This window comes from Pseudoxanthomonas sp. SE1 (assembly GCF_029542205.1).
Lineage (GTDB): Bacteria > Pseudomonadota > Gammaproteobacteria > Xanthomonadales > Xanthomonadaceae > Pseudoxanthomonas_A.
Window position 1 is genome coordinate 1877021 of record NZ_CP113783.1, and the last position, 18529, is coordinate 1895549.

The 18529-nt window shown below is 65.8% G+C and carries 20 protein-coding genes; 7 read left to right on the top strand and 13 right to left on the bottom strand.

Translation table 11 applies throughout. The features are described 5' to 3' along the window. Window positions 1-121: 121 nt before the first annotated feature. Window positions 122-1558, top strand: a complete 1437-nt coding sequence (locus tag OY559_RS08905) for a class II fumarate hydratase (RefSeq protein WP_277729705.1) — start codon at window positions 122-124, stop codon at window positions 1556-1558. 15 nt (window positions 1559-1573) lie between these two features. Here OY559_RS08905 and OY559_RS08910 read toward each other — a convergent pair whose 3' ends face one another. From OY559_RS08910 to OY559_RS08950, 9 genes are all read right to left on the bottom strand, one after another. Further along, entirely contained in the window at window positions 1574-1999 is a 426-nt protein-coding gene (locus OY559_RS08910) for a hypothetical protein (RefSeq protein WP_277729706.1), read from the bottom strand. 67 nt (window positions 2000-2066) lie between these two features. Further along, complete coding sequence (locus OY559_RS08915; RefSeq protein WP_277729707.1) at window positions 2067-2723, bottom strand: YggN family protein; 657 nt, start codon at window positions 2721-2723, stop codon at window positions 2067-2069. Window positions 2724-2738: 15 nt separating this feature from the next. Next, window positions 2739-3575, bottom strand: a complete 837-nt coding sequence (locus tag OY559_RS08920; RefSeq protein ID WP_277729708.1) for a hypothetical protein — start codon at window positions 3573-3575, stop codon at window positions 2739-2741. 74 nt (window positions 3576-3649) lie between these two features. Further along, window positions 3650-4327, bottom strand: coding sequence for a hypothetical protein (locus OY559_RS08925; RefSeq protein WP_277729709.1), 678 nt, complete (start codon window positions 4325-4327; stop codon window positions 3650-3652). Window positions 4328-4419: 92 nt separating this feature from the next. Continuing rightward, window positions 4420-5088 (bottom strand): YggN family protein, encoded by a 669-nt coding sequence (locus tag OY559_RS08930; RefSeq protein WP_277729710.1) that lies wholly within the window; start codon window positions 5086-5088, stop codon window positions 4420-4422. Between the two features lie 62 nt (window positions 5089-5150). Continuing rightward, window positions 5151-6149: an ABC transporter permease gene (locus OY559_RS08935; RefSeq protein ID WP_277729711.1), complete on the bottom strand. Its 999-nt coding sequence runs from the start codon at window positions 6147-6149 to the stop codon at window positions 5151-5153. Continuing rightward, window positions 6146-7021, bottom strand: coding sequence for an ABC transporter ATP-binding protein (locus tag OY559_RS08940; protein WP_277729712.1), 876 nt, complete (start codon window positions 7019-7021; stop codon window positions 6146-6148). The genes OY559_RS08935 and OY559_RS08940 overlap by 4 nt, the downstream gene beginning before the upstream one ends. Then, window positions 7021-7383: a GntR family transcriptional regulator gene (locus OY559_RS08945; protein WP_162108810.1), complete on the bottom strand. Its 363-nt coding sequence runs from the start codon at window positions 7381-7383 to the stop codon at window positions 7021-7023. The genes OY559_RS08940 and OY559_RS08945 overlap by 1 nt, the downstream gene beginning before the upstream one ends. A gap of 3 nt (window positions 7384-7386) precedes the next feature. Continuing rightward, window positions 7387-7647: a hypothetical protein gene (locus OY559_RS08950; RefSeq protein ID WP_277729713.1), complete on the bottom strand. Its 261-nt coding sequence runs from the start codon at window positions 7645-7647 to the stop codon at window positions 7387-7389. A 168-nt stretch (window positions 7648-7815) separates the two neighbouring features. Between OY559_RS08950 and OY559_RS08955 the strand changes: the two genes are divergently transcribed. The 6 genes from OY559_RS08955 (at window position 7816) to OY559_RS08980 (ending at window position 12382) form a co-directional block, all read left to right on the top strand. Then, on the top strand, window positions 7816-8346 hold the full coding sequence (locus OY559_RS08955) for a glutathione peroxidase (RefSeq protein WP_277729960.1): 531 nt from the start codon (window positions 7816-7818) through the stop codon (window positions 8344-8346). 82 nt (window positions 8347-8428) lie between these two features. Beyond that, a complete protein-coding gene (locus tag OY559_RS08960; protein ID WP_277729714.1) occupies window positions 8429-9364 on the top strand; it encodes an FKBP-type peptidyl-prolyl cis-trans isomerase in 936 nt (311 codons plus the stop codon). A 43-nt stretch (window positions 9365-9407) separates the two neighbouring features. Then, window positions 9408-10760 carry a UDP-glucose dehydrogenase family protein gene (locus OY559_RS08965; protein WP_277729715.1) on the top strand — a complete coding sequence of 451 codons (1353 nt, stop codon included), beginning with the start codon at window positions 9408-9410 and terminating at the stop codon, window positions 10758-10760. Next, complete coding sequence (locus OY559_RS08970) at window positions 10750-10986, top strand: SlyX family protein (RefSeq protein WP_277729716.1); 237 nt, start codon at window positions 10750-10752, stop codon at window positions 10984-10986. Before OY559_RS08965 ends, OY559_RS08970 begins: the two co-directional genes overlap by 11 nt. A gap of 35 nt (window positions 10987-11021) precedes the next feature. Then, on the top strand, window positions 11022-11651 hold the full coding sequence (locus OY559_RS08975; RefSeq protein ID WP_277729717.1) for a DUF2058 domain-containing protein: 630 nt from the start codon (window positions 11022-11024) through the stop codon (window positions 11649-11651). Then, complete coding sequence (locus OY559_RS08980) at window positions 11648-12382, top strand: alpha/beta fold hydrolase (RefSeq protein ID WP_277729718.1); 735 nt, start codon at window positions 11648-11650, stop codon at window positions 12380-12382. The genes OY559_RS08975 and OY559_RS08980 overlap by 4 nt, the downstream gene beginning before the upstream one ends. A 15-nt stretch (window positions 12383-12397) precedes the next feature. Here OY559_RS08980 and OY559_RS08985 read toward each other — a convergent pair whose 3' ends face one another. The 4 genes from OY559_RS08985 to OY559_RS09000 form a co-directional block, all read right to left on the bottom strand. Then, window positions 12398-13582, bottom strand: coding sequence for an MFS transporter (locus OY559_RS08985; protein WP_277729719.1), 1185 nt, complete (start codon window positions 13580-13582; stop codon window positions 12398-12400). A 182-nt stretch (window positions 13583-13764) separates the two neighbouring features. Then, window positions 13765-16452: a methionine synthase gene (metH, locus tag OY559_RS08990; RefSeq protein WP_277729720.1), complete on the bottom strand. Its 2688-nt coding sequence runs from the start codon at window positions 16450-16452 to the stop codon at window positions 13765-13767. Then, on the bottom strand, window positions 16449-17534 hold the full coding sequence (locus OY559_RS08995) for a homocysteine S-methyltransferase family protein (RefSeq protein ID WP_277729721.1): 1086 nt from the start codon (window positions 17532-17534) through the stop codon (window positions 16449-16451). The genes metH and OY559_RS08995 overlap by 4 nt, the downstream gene beginning before the upstream one ends. Continuing rightward, the gene (locus OY559_RS09000; protein ID WP_277729722.1) at window positions 17531-18460 is read right to left on the bottom strand and encodes a metalloregulator ArsR/SmtB family transcription factor; all 930 of its coding nucleotides are present in this window, start codon (window positions 18458-18460) and stop codon (window positions 17531-17533) included. The genes OY559_RS08995 and OY559_RS09000 overlap by 4 nt, the downstream gene beginning before the upstream one ends. Window positions 18461-18529 lie beyond the last annotated feature (69 nt).

Sequence of the window (18529 nt, forward strand, 5' to 3'; positions counted from 1 at the left end):
AAAGGGAGCGTTCCATTTTACCCCGGGAAAGCGGCGATCCGGCCTGGCGTATCCTGTGGCCCCCGCCAGGCGCCGGCTTCCTTGCCGTCGCGCAAGCCGTGAATCCCTCCAGGAGACGGTGATGACCAGCAAGAAGACCGCGGGCAAGCCCCGCGCCGCACGTACCCGCATCGAGCACGACAGCATGGGCGAGTTGCAGGTGCCCATTGACGCCTTGTGGGGTGCGCAGACCCAGCGAGCCGTGCAGAACTTCCCGATTTCCGGGCGGCCGATGCCGCGCGGCTTCATCCGTGCGCTCGGGCTGGTGAAGGGCGCCGCAGCCGACGTCAATGCCGGTCTGGGCCTGCTGCCCAAGGGCATCGCCAAGGCCGTGCAGGCCGCCGCCGCGGAAGTAGCGTCCGGCACGCATGACGCGCACTTTCCGATCGACGTCTACCAGACCGGATCGGGCACCTCGTCCAACATGAATGCCAACGAGGTGATCGCCACGCTGGCCTCGCGCGCAGGCAAGGCGACCGTGCATCCGAACGACCACGTCAACCTGGGCCAGAGCTCCAATGACGTCATCCCGACCGCACTGCGCGTGGCGGCGCAACTGGCGGTGATGGAAGGCCTGCTGCCGGCCGTCAAGCACCTCCGCAAGACCATCGACGCGCGTGGCAGGGCGTTGACGAAAGTGGTCAAGACCGGCCGCACCCACTTGATGGACGCGATGCCGCTGACGTTCGGCCAGGAATTCGCCGCGTGGTCGGCACAGCTGTCGTCCGCGCAGGCGCGCATCGAGGACGCGCTCAAGCGCCTGCGTCGCCTGCCGCTGGGCGGTACGGCGATCGGGACCGGCATCAATGCCGATCCGCGCTTCGGTACGCGCGTCGCAAAGGTGTTGTCCACGATGACCGGCACGCGCTTCGAGAGCGCGGAGAACAAGTTCGAAGGGCTCGCCGCGCAGGATGATGCGGTCGAGCTGTCGGGCCAGCTCAGCGTGCTGGCCGTCGCGCTGACCAAGATCGCCAACGACCTGCGCTGGATGAACTCCGGCCCGCTCGCGGGCCTGGGTGAAGTGGAACTGCCGGCACTGCAGCCGGGCAGTTCGATCATGCCGGGCAAGGTCAACCCCGTGATACCGGAAGCTACGGTGATGGTGTGCGCGCAGGTGATGGGCTACCACACCGCGATCACGGTTGCCGGACAGACCGGCAATTTCCAGCTCAACGTCACCCTGCCGCTGATCGCGAACAACCTGCTCGACGGCATCCAGCTGCTGTCGAACGTGTCGCGCCTGCTGGCCGATGACTGCATTGCCGGGCTCAAGGTGCGCGCTGATCGGGTGCAGGAGGCGCTGGACCGCAATCCGATCCTGGTGACGGCATTGAACCCGGTGATCGGTTACGAAAAGGGCGCCGCCATCGCCAAGCAGGCCTACAAGCAGAACCGGCCTGTGCTGGACGTGGCGCGTGAAGTGACCGGACTGCCGGAAAAGACCCTCAAGCCGCTGCTGGACCCGGCCGTCCTGGCCAGGGGCGGCATCCACGGCAAGCTAGGAGGCGGCGGCGGTTGAGGGTGTCGCCGCCGATCAGTCGCGCGGCGGCCATTCGCCCGGGATCTTCATTCCCGACAGCATCGCCAGCGCGCCTTCGCACATCTGTTGCTTCTGCTCGGGCGTGCCCGTGTCCAGCCGGCCCAATCGCTGGGCCAGGGTGCGCTCCCGGTAGCCGGTCAGCGTGTCGCCGGGTTCGAATTCGGCCAGTGTCAGCAGGCGCCCGCGCTCGATCTGGTCCTGGTGTGTGTTGACGTAGCGGAAATACGCCGGCGCCGCACGCTGCAGGTAGGTGGCATCGGTGGTGGCGCATTTCTCGATCAGTACCGGCATCGCGAACGTCGCAACGTAGGCGATGTGGTCCTGGAATGCGCGTTCGCGGGCGGGGTCCGGAGTGTCCGCCGCCTGTGCGTCGGACACCGTCATCGCCAATCCCAGCGCCATCACCCAGGCATGTTTCATTGCAGACCTCGTACAGGGGGAGAAAGGAAGACGCGATGCCGTGCGCGATGCCGCGGCAAGCGGATGATCAGGGCGATGGGGCATCGGCCGGCTGTGCGGCGGCTGCATCGGCTTCTGCCGCCGCATTGCCGGTCGCACGTGCGTCGTTGTCCTCGTTCGCCTGGCCGACGTCCTCGCCGGCCTGGTGGCTGTCGTCCTGGCTGGCGCGGCATTCCTGGACGTCGTCCAGTTCCATGCCGGCGTAGGGCTGGAACGCGGGCAGTGCCGCGACGAGGTCCTGCTGCGCCTTGTACAGGCCGGGAAGGCGGTCGCAGATCTTCATCGCCTCTGCTTCCACCTTCTTCGCCTCGGCGTCGATCTGCTGATCGATCTGGTCGGGATTGCCGCTGAAGATGCCTTTCACTGCTGCACCGACGGCCTTGCCCGCCAGCTTGGCGCCTTCCTTGCCCGTCGCGATGCCCGCATCGGCGATGCCGCCGAGCTCGCGGTGGTAGGCGACGAGCAGCGTGCGCTGGGCATCGGTCACCTCGACCGTCTTGCCGTCGATGATGAAGTCGCCCTTGGCCGAGATCTCCGCCTTCGGGTGACCGGTGGCGTTGAGCTTGAGGTTCTGGCCCCACAAGGCACCGGATACTTCGGCGCTGTCGCCTGGCTGCGGGTCCCGGGAACATGCGGCCAGCAACAGCAGGGAGAGTGCCGGCGCGATCAGAATGATGCGGTTCATGTCGTTCCTCGGAAGTCAGTGATGCTTGGGAATGTCGAGCGCGCCCTTGACGCCTTCGTGGTCAACGTCGCCACTGCCGACGGAGCGGACAGTCAGGCCGCCGCTGACGTTGCGCACCTCCACGCCACCGGAGCCAACCGAGCCGACCACCACGTCACCGGTGATGTCGCGCAGATCCGCGCCGCCGGAGCCGATCGAGCCGATCTCGACGTCACCGCCGCCCGACAGGCTGAAGCCGCCCGACCCGATGCTGCCGACGTGGGTCGGGCCACGCACCTTGTCCGCCTCCACATCGCCCGAGCCGATCGACACCACTTTCAGGCTGCCGGCACCCTGGATATCGACGTCGCCCGAGCCCACCGAGGTGGCGGCGAGTCCGCGGATATCGCGGCCCACGGCATGGCCGGAGCCGACATCGGCGCTGAACACCGGCGCGCCCCTGACCTCGGCTTCGCCCGAGCCGACCTTCACCTGCACGGGCAGGTGGTCGGGCAGGGTCGCCGTCAGGTTCATGTAGGCGTAGTTGCTGCCGAACGAAAGTCCGCTGAAGCTGCCTTCCTGGTACATCCGCACGATCAGCTTGTCGCCGGCACGCCGCTGTTCGATCTTCAGGCGAGCGAGGCGGTCGGCGTGACTGCTGCAGGCCCTGCCATCCATCGCGGCAGGTGCCCCGGCGCGCGACTCCACTGTCAGCTCGTGCGGACCGACCTCGAACACCACGGTCTTTGCGTCGCCGATGTCGAGCGTGAGCTGGCGTGGCGCTTCGTGCTTGCAGTACCTGTCCGACGCCAGCGCGGGCGCGGACAGGCAGAGCAGGGCGAGCAAAGGGGAAGCGATAGAGGCGGTACGCATCGGCGGGTCTCCGGAATCAGGTCAGTCATGCGGCAGGCGCCGAGGGGCGGCTCACCCGGCGAACGCAATGGGGCTCATCGCCTGGCGAACTCGCGGCGGACTTCCTTCTCGCAATCCTCGACATCGTCCGCTTCCAGCGTGGCATAGGGCCGGAATGGCGGCAGGCTGGCGGACAGGCGCTGCTGGCTGTCCAGCAACGCCGGCAGGCTGTGGCAGATCTGCCGCACGCCCGGTTCGATGGTTTCCCTCACGGTCTTTTCCACGCGGCGCTCCAGGCTGCCGGTCATGGCGCCGAACATCAGGCTGAAGATGCCCCGGTCCACCACATCCAACGCCGCCTGCGCGCTGCGCTCGCCGATGTCGATGCCGGCCTTGGCGATGTCGATGACCTGGCCGCGATAAAGCAGCAGTTCCTGTCGCTGGCGGCCGTCGATGGCGACGGGCCTGCCTTCGACAAGGAAGTCGCCAAGAGGCGTTATCTCTGCCTTCGGAAGTGACGGCGCCTTGTCGGCGCGGCGTTTGCCGGACGACGCTCCGAAGCGCAGGTTGTCGCCCAGTTGCAGGTTGCCGGTTTCCAGCTCACGGCGGGCAGCGGCCAGTTCTGTCCGTACTTCGTCGCGCGCGCTCGCCAGGTCGGCGCTGATCTCGCGGTCGATGCTGCTTTCCTTCGTGTCCGCGGCCTGCGCGGCGAGCGGCAACAGACTCGCCAGCAGCAGGGGCATCAGAGCGCGGTGGATGCGGGTGGAATGCATGTCGGGTCTCCTTCGTATGGGGGATCTGCGCGCGTCACTCGCGGAACCCTCGGGGATTGCGTGCTGTGCGCGATGCGGTCGACGGCAGAAACTCAGAAGCTCCAGTTGCCGTCACCGTTGGCATCGCCGCAGTCATCCACGTCGGACTGGTCCATGCCCGCGTAAGGCTTGAACTCGGGCAGTGCGGCAGCCAGCGCCTGCTGCGCGTCGAGCAGTCCCGGCAGGCGTGTGCACAGCTGCGCCACCATGGGCTTGATCTTCGCCTTGGCCTGTTCGCCGACCTGCTGGCCGATCTCGTCGCCTGACTGGCCGGCCAGTACGCCCTTCAAGGCCGAGGCCGCAGCATCGATGCCCACGCGGGCACCTTCCATGCCGATGGCCATGCCATCGCCGACCACGCCCAGCAACTCGCCGCGATAGGCCAGCACCAGCGCCTTCTGTTCCGGCGTGGTCGCGACCGCCTTGCCTTCGATCAACAGGTCGCCCGCCGGGGTTATCTCGGCCTTGGGCAGGGATTCGTTTTCGTTGCGGTTGAGCGACAGATTCTCTCGAGCCAGGCGTTCGCGCGCGGTGGCTATTTCCTCGCGGGCCTTTTCCATTTCCTGGCTGGCTTCGCCCAGGCCCTTGGCCACTTCGCCCATCGCTTCAGCGGCGATGCCCGTGGGTGCATTGTCCTGCTTGTCCTGTGCCGGTTGGCAGGCCGCCAGCAGCAGGACGGCGGCGATGGAGGCGCTGCGGACCAGTAGAGCGTTCTTGCGCATGGGATGTCCCTTGTCGTGTCGGATCAAAGCGGGCGGCGGCGGGGGCGCCGCCCCGGGGAGGCTTATTCGCTTTCGCGCCAGCGACGCAGGTAGATGGCACCGATGATGAGCGCGACACCGATCACCGCACCGATCCAGAGGTCGGCCGTGGCGAAGGCGTGCCAGCTGCGGGTCAGGTCGATGGCATTGGCCAGTTCGTCCGGCGAGTTGAAGTCGGCATGCGGATTGGCGGCGCCGCCCGGCAGGGTGGGGAACCAAGCGCCCGGGATCACGCTCGCCAGCCCGCGATAGACCACGGTGTACCAGATCAGATCGTGGCGGACCTCCAGGCCCGGCAGGATGTCGGTCATGCTGATGATGACGCACGCCAGCACCGGCACCAGCACCGCCCAGAGGAATGGCTTGCTGCGCGACCAGGCCGAGCAGAACATCAGCCAGCCCACCGCCGGCAGCGCCCAGAACATGTAGACGGGCAACGAAGCCAGCACGCCGCCGATGATGCGCAGCGGATGCGAGTGGGTGAACACTGCGCCGCCAGCCGGCAGGCCGTTGATCGAAATGGTCAGCGCCGAGATCAGCCACATCGCCACGCCGATCAGGATGCCCACGCCCACCGCCAGCAACGGTGCCAGCAGCAGTGCCCATGCCAGCTTGGACAGCACCATGTGCGTGTCGGAGATCGGCAAGGACTTCCAGAACAGCACGCTGCGGTCGCGGCGGTCGTCGTACAGCGTGCCCAAGGCGTAGAAGAAGACCACGAAGGCCAGGACCACGCAGGCCAGGATCACGCCGCCCAACAGCATGCCGTCGCCGATGCCACCGACGATCTGGTGGGCCTTCTCCGGCGCCTCCTCGACGCTGAAGCCGCCGCCGTTCATCTGGCCGCGTGCGGCGATGCTGCCAATGACGGCCAGGATCAGGTTCAACACTACGAAGATGCCGCCCGTGATCACCGGGGCCCAGAAGAAGCCGCCACGGTTTTCCCAGAACTCGCGCTTCAGCAACCACGTGAACGCGCCGGGCTTGGAGGACTTACCCAATGTCGATGTCACGGCGTTCATGCGTAGGTTCCTTTCATGATGGCGACGAACAGGTCGGCCAGGCCAGGGGTACGGGTTTCGCCAAGGGCGGCGAGATGTCCTTTCGGGACGCCGTCGAACAGCAGCACGGTCTTGCCGAAGGGCAGGGCGCGCTCGTCGATGGGTTTCAGGGCGCGGGCCTGGTCGACCGCCTCGCCGCTGACCAGTACTTCGGTGTAGCGCTCGGCCACCTCCTCCATCTGCGACGTCAGCACGATCCTGCCGTCGCGGATGAACATGACATCGGTGAGGATGTGTTCGATCTCCTCCACCTGGTGGGTGGTGACGATGATCGTCTTCTGCTCGTCGAAGTAGTCCTCCAGCAGGCGCTGGTAGAACTGCTTGCGGTACAGGATGTCCAGGCCCAGCGTGGGCTCGTCCAGCACCAGCAGCTTTGCGTCAATGGCCATCACCAGCGCCAGGTGCAGCTGCACGATCATGCCCTTGGACATTTCGCGCACGCGCAGGTTGGGCTTCAACTGGGTATTGGCGATGAAGCGTTCGCACTTGGCCCGGTCGAAACGCGGGTGGACACCGGCGACGAAATCGATCGCTTCCTTGACCTTCATCCAGCGCGGCAGCACCGCCACGTCGGCAATGAAGCAGACATCCTTCATCAACTCGTCGCGATCCTTGCGTGGATCCAGGCCCAGCACCTTCAGCTGACCTTCGAAAGGCGTCAGGCCCAGGATGGCCTTGAGCGCGGTGGTCTTGCCGGCCCCGTTGGGACCGATCAGGCCGATGATCTTGCCCGCTTCGATCTCGAAGCTGGTGTTGTCCAGCGCAAGCTTGTTCCTGTAGGCCTTGCGCAGGCCGTGGGCCGACACCACGGCGTTGGCGATTGCGGCATTCATCACTTGTTCCCCTTGGATTGCAGCAGATCTTCGATGGACAGGCCCAGGCGCTCGATGCGTTCGGCGACGGCCGGCCATTCCTCGGTCAGGAACCGCTCGCGCTCGCTGCCGCGCAGCTTCTTGGACGCTTCGTCGGTGACGAACATGCCCAGGCCGCGGCGCTTCTCCACCAGGGCTTCGTCAGCCAGTTCCTGGTAGGCGCGGGAGACGGTGATCGGGTTCAGCTGGTACTCGGCGGCGACCTGGCGGACCGAGGGCAGTGCATCGCCCGGCTTCAGGATGCCGTCCAGCATCATCGCGATCACGCGATCCTTCAGCTGGCGGTAGATGGGAGCGCCGTCGCTCCATTGGATGGATGTCATGGCTCAGCTCCTCGGACGCAGCGATTGGCCAAAGGAGAAATAGGGCATGGCCAGCGATGCCCGGGCGCGGCGCTTGTGCTGCCGGGCTTCGGGCTTGCCGTCATCGCCTGCGATCTCGAGGGCTTCGGATTCCAGTGCACCCACCAGCGCGACGGAATCCACCTCGGCCGTGCGTGCGCCGGTGACGGCCGCCAACGCGCCCACCGCCAGCAGCAGGCCGCCGACGGCGAGGCTGGGCAAGGCGTGGGTCAATTTCTGGTTCATGGCATCCCCCCGTGAGTTGGGTGAGTGGTGTTGTATTCAACTATAACACCAAAACACAGGGCGTCAACGGGGTGACCGGGTTTTGTCACCCAACTGAAGGCATACTTGTCATGTTCGTAATAGTGGGGTGTTGCCATGAAGCTCAAGTCATTGAAAATACTGTAATTTATCGCGCTCGTGAGCGTCTCCGCGACCGTGCTGGCAGCCGGTTTGCTGGACGTCGCCTACCGCCCACTGGCCGGAAAGGCGCCCGTGAACCTGAAGGAAAAGTATGCGGGCCAGGTACTGCTGGTGGTGAACACGGCCAGCAAATGCGGCTACACACCGCAGTACGAAGGGCTGGAGGCGCTGCACCAGCGCTACGCCGGACAGGGATTCGCGGTGCTCGGCTTTCCCTCCAACGATTTCAGGGGCCAGGAACCAGGCAGCGAGAAGGAGATCCAGGAGTTCTGCACGCTGACCTATGGCGTGAAGTTTCCAATGTTCGAGAAAGTGGCGGTGACGGGCGAGAAAGCGACGCCGCTTTACCGCTCGCTGGCGCAGGCGACGGGTACCGCGCCTGGTTGGAACTTCCACAAATACCTGATCAGTCGCGACGGTCGTGTGGTGGCGAACTTCCCCAGCAAGGTCTCGCCTGAAGATCCTGCCGTGGTGGAAGCGATCGAGCGCGAATTGAAGGCCCCGCGCGCCGCACGTTGATGCAGTGCCTTCGCGGGTGGCTGGCATGCCACAATATGGGTTTGGCGCCGCCATCGTGGCGCAGGTTCCAGGAGCAGAAAGGATGAAGCGGTCGGTCCGCGGCGCAGCCGTGTTGTTGGCAATCTCGTTTTCGATGCTGGGAGGCAGCGTGTCTGCACAGGAAAAAACCGCGCTGGTCACCGAGCGCGACAAGGTGAGCTACGCGATCGGCGTGGACGTGGGCAATTCGCTGCAGCCGGTGGGGCCGTTCCTCGATGTGGCTGCGTTCGAACGCGCGATCGTCAATACGTTCGTCGGCAAGCCCGCGCTGATCTCCGAGCAGGAAGCGCAGGCCACCGACCAGTTGCTGCGGGTGAACCTGGCGGTGGCCGATGGCCAGCCGGTCCCCGGCATGCCGCCGGGCAGCACGCCGCCGGCGGTCGACAAGACCAAGGTCGGCCTGTTCCTGGGCACCTATGTGGTGGGCCCCTCGCTGATGCCGTTCAAGGATGAGCTGGACACGGCCGTGCTCGCCCAGGCCGTGCGCACGCTGACCAGCAAGAGCGGCACGCCTCTGCTGAGCGTGGAGCAGGCGCAGGCCGAGATGCAGGCATACATCACCAAGCGACAGGCCGGTGCGTCGCAGCGCAATCGCGACGAGGGCGCCAAGTTCCTCTCCGCCAACAAGAGCAAGCCCGGTGTGGTCACCACACCCTCGGGGCTGCAGTACATGGTGCTGCGCCAGGGCAACGGGCAGCGGCCGATGTCCACCAGCCGCGTGCGGGTGAACTACGAAGGCAAGCTGCTCAACGGCGAGGTCTTCGACAGTTCGTACGCGCGTGGTGAGCCTGCCGAGTTCGGCCTGAACCAGGTCATCGCGGGCTGGACCGAAGGCGTGGCCCTGATGCCCGTAGGCGCCAAGTACCGCTTCTGGATCCCGTCCAACCTGGCCTACGGTCCGAATGGTGCGCCCGGCGGCAAGATCGGCCCGGATGCGACGCTGACTTTTGACGTCGAATTGATGGGCGTTCTGCAATAAGTCGCTGGTGTAATCGCGGCTCTCCCGGCCAGGAAGTGTTTTCATGCGCGTTGCGATCTTCGGTACCGGTTACGTCGGGCTGGTGACAGGCACATGCCTGGCCGAGGTCGGGCACGACGTGGTCTGTGTGGACATCGATCCTGTGAAGGTCGATGGTCTCAACCGCGGCATCGTCCCGATCTATGAGCCCGGCCTGTCACCGATGGTGACGGCCAACCACGCCGCCGGGCGTCTGCGATTCACCACGGACGCCGAAGAGGCCATCGCGCACGGTGATGTGGTGTTCATCGCCGTGGGCACGCCGCCCGGCGAGGACGGCAGCGCAGACCTGCAGTACGTGCTGGCGGTGGCCCGCACCATCGGTCGCACCCTCCAGCAGCCGTGCACGGTGGTCAACAAGTCCACGGTGCCGGTGGGCACGGGGGACAAGGTGAGGGCGGTGATCGATGCAGAACTGGCGGCGCGTGGCGTCGAGATCGCCTTCGACGTCGTCTCCAATCCCGAGTTCCTCAAGGAAGGCGATGCCGTCAATGACTGCATGCGTCCGGACCGCATCATCATTGGCGCATCCAATCCGCAGGCGGTGGAGAAACTGCGTCGCCTCTACGCGCCGTTCAACCGCAACCACGAGCGCATCGTCGTCATGGACGTGCGCTCTGCCGAACTGACCAAATACGCTGCCAACGCGATGCTGGCGACCAAGATCAGCTTCATGAACGAGATCGCCAACATCGCTGAACGCGTGGGCGCCGACGTGGAGCATGTGCGGCAGGGCATCGGCTCCGACCCGCGTATCGGCTGGCATTTCATCTACCCTGGCGCCGGCTACGGTGGCTCCTGCTTTCCGAAAGACGTGCAGGCGTTGGCGCGCACCGCGCAGCAGCATGGTTACCAGGCCGAACTGCTGCAGGCCGTGGAAGCGGTGAACCATCGCCAGAAGGCCCATCTGTTCGAATTGATCCAGCGCCACTATGACCGTGGCGAAGACGAGGGCATCCGTGGCAGGACATTCGCGGTGTGGGGGCTGGCATTCAAGCCCAATACCGACGACATGCGCGAAGCGAGCAGCTGCAGGTTGCTCGCGGAGTTGTGGGAAGCGGGCGCAAAGGTCCGCGCCTACGACCCGGAGGCCCGCGGGGAAGCCGCCAGGATCTTCGGTGAACGGGACGACCTGGTGCTTTGCGATGATGCGCGCGCCGCCGTCGACGGTGCGGATGCGCTGGTGGTCGTGACCGAGTGGAAGCAGTTCCGCAGCCCGGATTTCGCGCGCCTGCGCGATACGCTGGGCGATGCGGTGATTTTCGACGGCCGCAACCTGTACGAGCCGGGCGAGGTGGAGGCCATGGGCATCGCGTATTACGGCATCGGACGTGGAAGGTCCTTACATGCAGACTGACCTGCCGTTGCAGGGCGACACGCTTGAACGCCGCCTGGTGGAGATGGAGACCCGCCTGGCGTTCCAGGAGCATGCGCTCAACGAACTGAGCGAGGCACTGGCGGACGCGCGGGCGGAGAACCAGCGCACCGAGCTGCTGCTGCGACACATGGTGGAGGAACTCGGAAAGGTGCGTACATCGCTGTTCGAGGATCCTGCCAACGAACCACCGCCGCCGCATTATTGATACGCTTGGGACACAGCAGTTCCCACGAAAGACCGATGACCGATTCACTCCGCGACCAGTTGCTGGGCCTGGGCTTCAAGCCCGCACCGAAGCCCGAGCGCAAACCCGAGCGCCGGCCCGATCAGCGACGCGATGCACAGAAGCCGGCCGGCAAGGGTGCCGCCCACCCGAAGCCGAGCCACGGCGGCAAGCCGCGTCCGCCGCAGGGTGGAGGCAAGCCCAGGCCCAAGCGCAGCCAGGAAGACATCGACCTCGCCAAGGCCTACGCCATCCGCGCCCAGCGCGAGAAGGACGAGCGCATCGAAGCAGAGCGCGCGAAGCAGGAGGAAGCACGCCTGCGCCGCGAGGCGAGGGCGAAGCTCGATGCGTTCCTGCAGGACAAGGGCCTCAACGATGCGGAAGCCGACATCGCGCGCCACTTCCCGTATGGCGGCAAGATCAAGCGCATCTACGTCAACGCAGCGCAACTGAAGGCGCTCAATGCGGGCGAACTCGGGGTGGTGCAGCAGAACGGCCGCTACCTGCTAGTTACCGCCGCCGTGCTCGCCGAAGCCGAAGCGATCTTCGCGCCCGCCGTCGCGCTTAAAGTCGATCCGGACGCATCCGCCGACCAGGACCCTTACGCCGACCCGCAGTACCAGGTACCCGACGACCTGGTGTGGTGACGCCCGCTGACCGTCGTCCCCGTCTCTGCCTGCTTCCGGGGCTGGACGGCACCGGTCGGCTCTACACGCCTTTGCTGGATGCATTCCGTGGCGCTTACGATACCGAGGTGCTCGCCTATGACAGCGGGCGCTTCAGCGGTTATGCGGCCCTGGTCGAAGCACTGGAGCCGGCGTTGCGGTGGCACACGGATACGGTGCTGATTGCCGAATCGTTTGCTGGTCCCCTGGCTGTGATGCTCGCTCATCGCAATCCACGCCATGTCAGGGCCGTGGTGCTGGCGGCGAGTTTCGTCAGTGCGCCGCTCCCTTTCAGCCGTGCCTGCGCGGAAGTGCTGCATCGATTGCCGGCCATGTCATTGCCCATGTTCGCGCTGGAGCGGGTCCTGGCAGGTGGAGTCCTGCCACCGGCATTGCGAAGGGAGTTGGATGCCGTGCTTGAGGCGATCCCGGTCGAGGTGTTGCGCCAGCGGGCGCTGGCGGCGCTGCGCGTGGACGTTCGTGGTCAACTCGCCACGCTGGATCTTCCGCTGCTCCATCTGCAGGCCGGCCGGGACAGGCTGATAGCAGCAAGGGCGGGTCACGAGATCGTTCGTCTGGCACGCAATGCGCAGCAGGTCGTCATCGACGCACCGCAGTTCCTGTTCCAGTTGGCACCGGTGGCGGCGGCAGACGAGATCGGGCGATTCCTGAAGAGGGCAAGCATCCTGGAGGGTGCACGCCACGATTCTTAGGCCGAGGTGGATCCATCAGTCGTCGCTCAACTGCGATGGAGCCGTTCCGGGCCGGACCAGCCAGTTCCAGACGATGAATGCGGCGATCAACGCGATCACCGACGACGCAAGGAATGCGGTCTCGCCCCCGAAGCGCCACAGCTGGCCTGCCAGCAATGCGCCCACCACGCCGCCCACGCCGGACGACAGGCCATAGAACACGCCCTGGCCGTGTCCATTCATGCGGCCCGGGAAGAAGCGCACCAGCAACTGCATGGCGGCTGCGAAGAAGGCGCCGAAGTTGAGCGCATGCGTCAGCTGCGCCAGCACCATGACCGGCGTGTTGTCGGGGAACAGGGCCGTGACCAGCCAACGCACCGATGCACTGAGCAGCGCGAACATGAGGACGCGACTGGCATCCCAGCGGCGGAAGATGCGGCTGGCCAGGAAGAACACGCCGATCTCGGCGAGTACGCCGACCGTCCACAGCACGCCTTGTGTCGCGGTCGTGTAGCCGTGTTCGGAGAGGTAGATCGAGAAGAACGTGTAGAACGGGCCGAACGAGATCTGGGTGAGGAACGCTGCCGCGAAGAAGGCGATCACCTCCGGCCTTCGCAATCGCGCGCGGAAGCCGTCCTGCGTATCGACCGGGTGGTGCTCCGGCTCGCGCGCATAGCGGTTCGACAAGGCCGATGTGAGGACGGCCACCAGCACCGGCAACATCAACCACGGCAATGCACCCACGCCCAGCCGGCGCGCATCGATCAGCCAGCCGAACAGCGACACCACCAGGATGAAACCGATCGAGCCCCAGACGCGGATCAGGCCATAGCGGTCGCTGCGCGCGCCGAGATGCGACATGGTGATCGATTCGAACTGCGGCATCACGGCGTTGTAGGCGAAGCAGAAGCCCAGCATCACCGTGAACAGGCCTGCGTGTTCCAGCGGCAGCAGGAACAAGGCGAAGCAACCCAATGCCAGCGCGCAGCCCAGGTGGAGCCAGCGGATCGGATTCGACGAGCGCGCGGCCAGCGTGGTCCACAGGCTGGGGGAGACGATGCGTGTGGCGTACCACAGGCTCATCAGCACACTGATGGCGGCCACGCTGAGGCCGCGCGATTCCAGGTACAGGCTCCAGTAGGGCGTGAATGCGCCCAGTACCGCGTAGTACGAGAAGTAGAAGCTCGACAGGCGGACCGCGGGATACGCGGTCTGCGGCATGGCATTCCTCATGTCGCTGCACCTTGAGCAGCGATGGGTGACGTCCGGCCTTCGGCAGCGGGCGAGGGTGGCATGAGGGACGCAGGCAGGGGCGGGATGCACATTCTAGCGGAGCGCGCATCGCGCTCCGTTCGCCCTGGCCCCTCAACCGGCTGCAAACTTGCAGCTGCGCGCGATGGCGCTTACTCCGGGTCGTAGTCCAGGTTGGACGCCAGCCATCGTTCCACCTGTGCCAGTTCCACGCCCTTGCGCTTCGCGTAGTCCGCCGCCTGCTCCTTGGAAACGCGTCCGACCACGAAGTACTGGCTCTGCGGGTGGCTGAAGTAGTACCCGGACACAGCCGCCGTGGGCAGCATCGCGAAACTCTCCGTCAGGGACATGCCGGCATTGCCAGGCGCGTCCAGCAGGCGGAACAGGGTGGCTTTCTCGCTGTGTTCGGGGCAGGCGGGATAACCCGGTGCCGGACGGATTCCGCGGTACTGCTCGGCGATCAAGGCCTCGTTGCCCAGTGCTTCGTCGGACGCGAACCCCCAGAACTCCTTGCGCACGCGCTGGTGCAGCCGCTCGGCGAGGGCTTCGGCAAGCCGGTCGGCGAGGGCTTTCAGCAGGATGGCGTTGTAGTCGTCGTGGTCGGCCTCGAAGCGGGCGACATGTTCATCGATGCCGATGCCGGCGGTGACGGCAAAGGCGCCGATCCAGTCCTGCCTGCCGGAATCCTTCGGAGCGATGAAGTCCGCCAGGCAGAAGTCCGGACGCTCGACAGGCTTGTCCACTTGCTGGCGCAGGAAACACAGGCGCTCGGTGCGCCCTTCGTGCTGGAGTTCGACGTCATCGCCGACGCTGTTGGCCGGCCACAGGCCGAATACCGCTTTCGCCGTCAACCATTTCCCGGAAACGATGCGCCCCAGCATTGTCCGCGCATCCTTGTACAGCTCGCTCGCCTGCGCGCCAACCACCTCGTCGGTCAGGATCGCGGGATACTTGCCGGCAAGCTCCCACGCCTGGAAGAAAGGCGTCCAGTCGATGAACTCGATCAGTTCCGTGAGCGGATAGTCGTCGAAGACATGCAGGCCAGGCTGATTGGGCGCAGGCGGTGAATAGTCGTCCCAACCACCGTTGAACTTCTGGCCTCGCGCCTTCTCCAGCGAGACCAGTCGTTTCGCATCGCCACGGTTGCGGTGGCGCTCGCGGATTTCCGCGTAGTCGGCATCGTTGGCGGCCACGAACGCCGCGCGCATGTCGCGCGAGATCAGCGATTGCGCCACGCCTACGGCACGCGAAGCATCCTTCACCCACACGGTGGGCGCGTCGTAGTGCGGATCGATCTTCAGCGCGGTATGCGCGCGGGAGGTGGTCGCGCCCCCGATCAGCAGGGGCATGGAGAAGCCTTGCCGCTGCATCTCGCGCGCGACGTGGGTCATTTCCTCCAGCGACGGCGTGATCAGGCCGGACAACCCGATCAGGTCGGCGTTCTCGGACTTCGCGGTGTCCAGTATCTTCTGCGTGGGCACCATCACGCCCAGGTCCACCACGTCGAAGTTGTTGCAGGCCAGCACCACGCCGACGATGTTCTTGCCGATGTCGTGCACGTCGCCCTTCACCGTGGCCATGACGATCTTGCCGTTGGACTTGCCCACGTCGCCCGTGCGCAGCTTCTCGGCTTCAATGTACGGAAGCAGGTAGGCGACGGCCTTCTTCATCACGCGGGCGGACTTCACCACCTGCGGCAGGAACATCTTGCCGGCGCCGAACAGGTCGCCGACCACGTTCATGCCGTCCATCAGCGGGCCTTCGATCACGTCCAGCGGGCGCGCCGCCTGCGCGCGCGCTTCCTCGGTGTCCTGGTCGACGAAGGCGTCGATGCCGTGCACCAGCGCATGCGCCAGGCGTTCCCGCACCGGCTTCTCGCGCCAGGCCAGGTTCTCGACCGGCGCTTCGCCTTTCCTGCCTTTGTAGCGCTCGGCGATCTCCAGCAGCCGTTCGGTCGAATCCTTGCGGCGGTTGAGGATCACGTCCTCCACGCGCTCGCGCAGTTCGGCATCGAGGTCGTCGTACACAGGCAGGCCGCCCGCATTGACGATGCCCATGTCCATGCCGGCCTGGATGGCGTGGTACAGGAACACCGAGTGGATCGCCGCACGCACGGGCTCGTTGCCGCGGAACGAGAACGATACGTTCGACACGCCACCCGAGACATGGCAATGCGGCAGCGTCTGCTTGATGATCCGGGTGGCTTCGATGAAGTCGACGGCGTAGTTGTCGTGTTCCTCGATGCCGGTGGCGACCGCGAAGATGTTGGGGTCGAAGATGATGTCTTCAGGCGGGAAGCCGACTTCTTCGGTCAGGATCCGGTAGGCGCGGGTGCAGATTTCCACCTTGCGCGCGCAGGTGTCGGCCTGGCCGGTTTCGTCGAAGGCCATCACCACGGCGGCGGCGCCGTAGCGCAGCACCTTGCGGGCATGCTCGACAAAGGCTTCCTCGCCTTCCTTCAGCGAGATCGAATTGACCACGCTCTTGCCCTGGAGGCACTTCAGGCCCGCTTCGATGACGCTCCACTTGGACGAATCGACCATCACCGGAATGCGGGCGATGTCCGGCTCGGACATGATCAGGTTGAGGAAGCGTGCCATCGCCTTCTCGGAATCGATCAGGCCCTCGTCCATGTTGACGTCGAGGATCTGGGCGCCGCTGGCGACCTGCTGGCGCGCGACCTCGACCGCTTCCTCGTAGCGCTCTTCCTTGATGAGCTTGCGGAACTGGGCGCTGCCGGTGACGTTGGTACGCTCGCCCACGTTGACGAACAGCAGGTCCGGGGTGATGACCAGCGGCTCAAGGCCGGACAGGCGGGTGTGGCGGACGAGGGTGCTCACGCGGCGGCCTCCAGTTGGGCAGGCAGGCGACGGGGCGCGACGCCCGCGACGGCGTCGGCGATGGCCCGGATGTGGGCCGGCGTGGTGCCACAGCAGCCGCCGACGAGATTGAGCAGGCCGGACTGTGCGAACTCCTTCAACGTGGCCGCCATTTCCTCCGGTGTCTCGTCGTACTCGCCGAACGCATTGGGGAGGCCGGCGTTGGGGTGCGCGCTGACATACGCGTCGGCGACGGTCGCCAGGGTTTCGACGTGTTCACGCAGGTCTTTCGCGCCCAGTGCGCAGTTGAGCCCGACAGAGAGCGGACGGCCATGCGCGACCGAGGCGTAGAAAGCTTCCGCAGTCTGTCCGGACAGCGTACGGCCGGAGGCGTCGGTGATGGTGCCCGAGATCATCACCGGCAGGCGCCCGCCACGCGTGTCGAACACTTCCTCGATGGCGTACAGGGCGGCTTTCGCATTGAGCGTATCGAAGATGGTTTCCACCATCAGGGTGTCGGCGCCGCCATCGATCAGGCCTTCGATGGCTTCGCGGTAGGTTGCGCGCAGCTCATCGAAGCTGGTGTTGCGGTAGCCGGGATCGTTCACGTCGGGACTGATCGAGGCGGTGCGGCTGGTCGGCCCCAGCACGCCGATGACGAAGCGGGGTTTGTCCGGCGTGGTCGCCTCGATGGCGTCGCAGCATTGGCGGGCGACGTGCGCCCCCGCCTTGTTCAGTTCGTAGACCAGGTGTTCGAGGTGGTAGTCGGCCTGGCTGATCGAGGTGGCGTTGAAGGTGTTGGTTTCGATCAGGTCGGCGCCTGCCTCGAGGTAGGCCGTGTGCACGCCGGCGATCACATCGGGTTTGCTCAGCAACAGCAGGTCGTTGTTGCCCTTGAGGTCGTGGCCGCAGCCGGCGCCATGTTCATGCGCGTGCTGCGTGTCGCAGCCCTCGGCGAAACGCTCGCCGCGGTAGTCCGCTTCCTGCAGGCCATGGCGCTGGATCATGGTGCCCATGGCGCCGTCGATGATGAGGATGCGTTCCTGCAGCGCCTTCGACAGCAAGCCGGCGCGAGTGGGGTTCAACCAGGGAAGGGTCTTCATGACTTCACGGCGGTCAGCGACAGGACTTCGAAATGGGGCGGGCGACGCTCGCGGGTGACGGTTTCGGCGTTGGCGATGTCCAGCCCCGCCTTCTCGGCGAACCTGCGCAGTTCCTTTTCGGTGAAACCCAGGTTGACGTGGCCATAGGCCTCTACGACCGACTTGTGTTCGTGCTTGCCCAGGCTGCTCAGCAGCAGGCGACCGCCGCGGCGCAGGACGCGGGCCGCCTCGGCGACCGCCTGGGCTGGCTTGGCGGAATAGGTGAGTGCGTGCATCAGCACGACCAGGTCGAAGCTGCCGTCCTTGAACGGCAGTGCGTGCATGTCGCCCTCGCGCACTTCCACGTTCGGGAAGCGACGCAGGCGTTCTCCGGCGGCAGCCACCACGCGCGTGCTGGTGTCGATGCAGACGTACCGCTTGGCATGCGGCGATAGCAGTTCGGCCAGCACGCCGTCCCCCGAGGCGATGTCGAGCACGTCGCCGGTTTCCAGCAGGGGCAGTGCGGTGCGGGCAAGCGCCTCCCAGGTACGGCCGGGGGAGTAATGGCGCTCCATGTCGCCGGCCACGCTGTCGGCCCAGTTCTGGTCGGAAGCGCGGTTGGCGAGCACGCTGGCCACGCGCTCGGCGTCCTGGCGCAGCAGCGGATCGTCGCTGCCGTCGCGCAGGCTGCGCCACAGTTCGCACTGCACCGTGTCCAGGTTGTCTTCGTCGAAGCGGTAGTAGGCCGACACGCCCGCGCGACGGTCGCGGACCAGCCCGGCGTCCTTCAGCTTTGCCAGGTGGGTGGAGACGCGCGGCTGGGCCAGTTGGGTGATCGCCGACAACTCGGCGACGGTCAGTTCCTCGCGCGACAGCAGCGCCAGCAGGCGCACACGGGTGGCGTCGGCAAAGACTTTCAGCCGGGTCGACCAGGCTTCCAGATCCATGAATATCTTCCTATCGCGATATAGAGATATTTTGCCCCCCGGGCGTTGCCAAGGTCAACCCGCGGCATA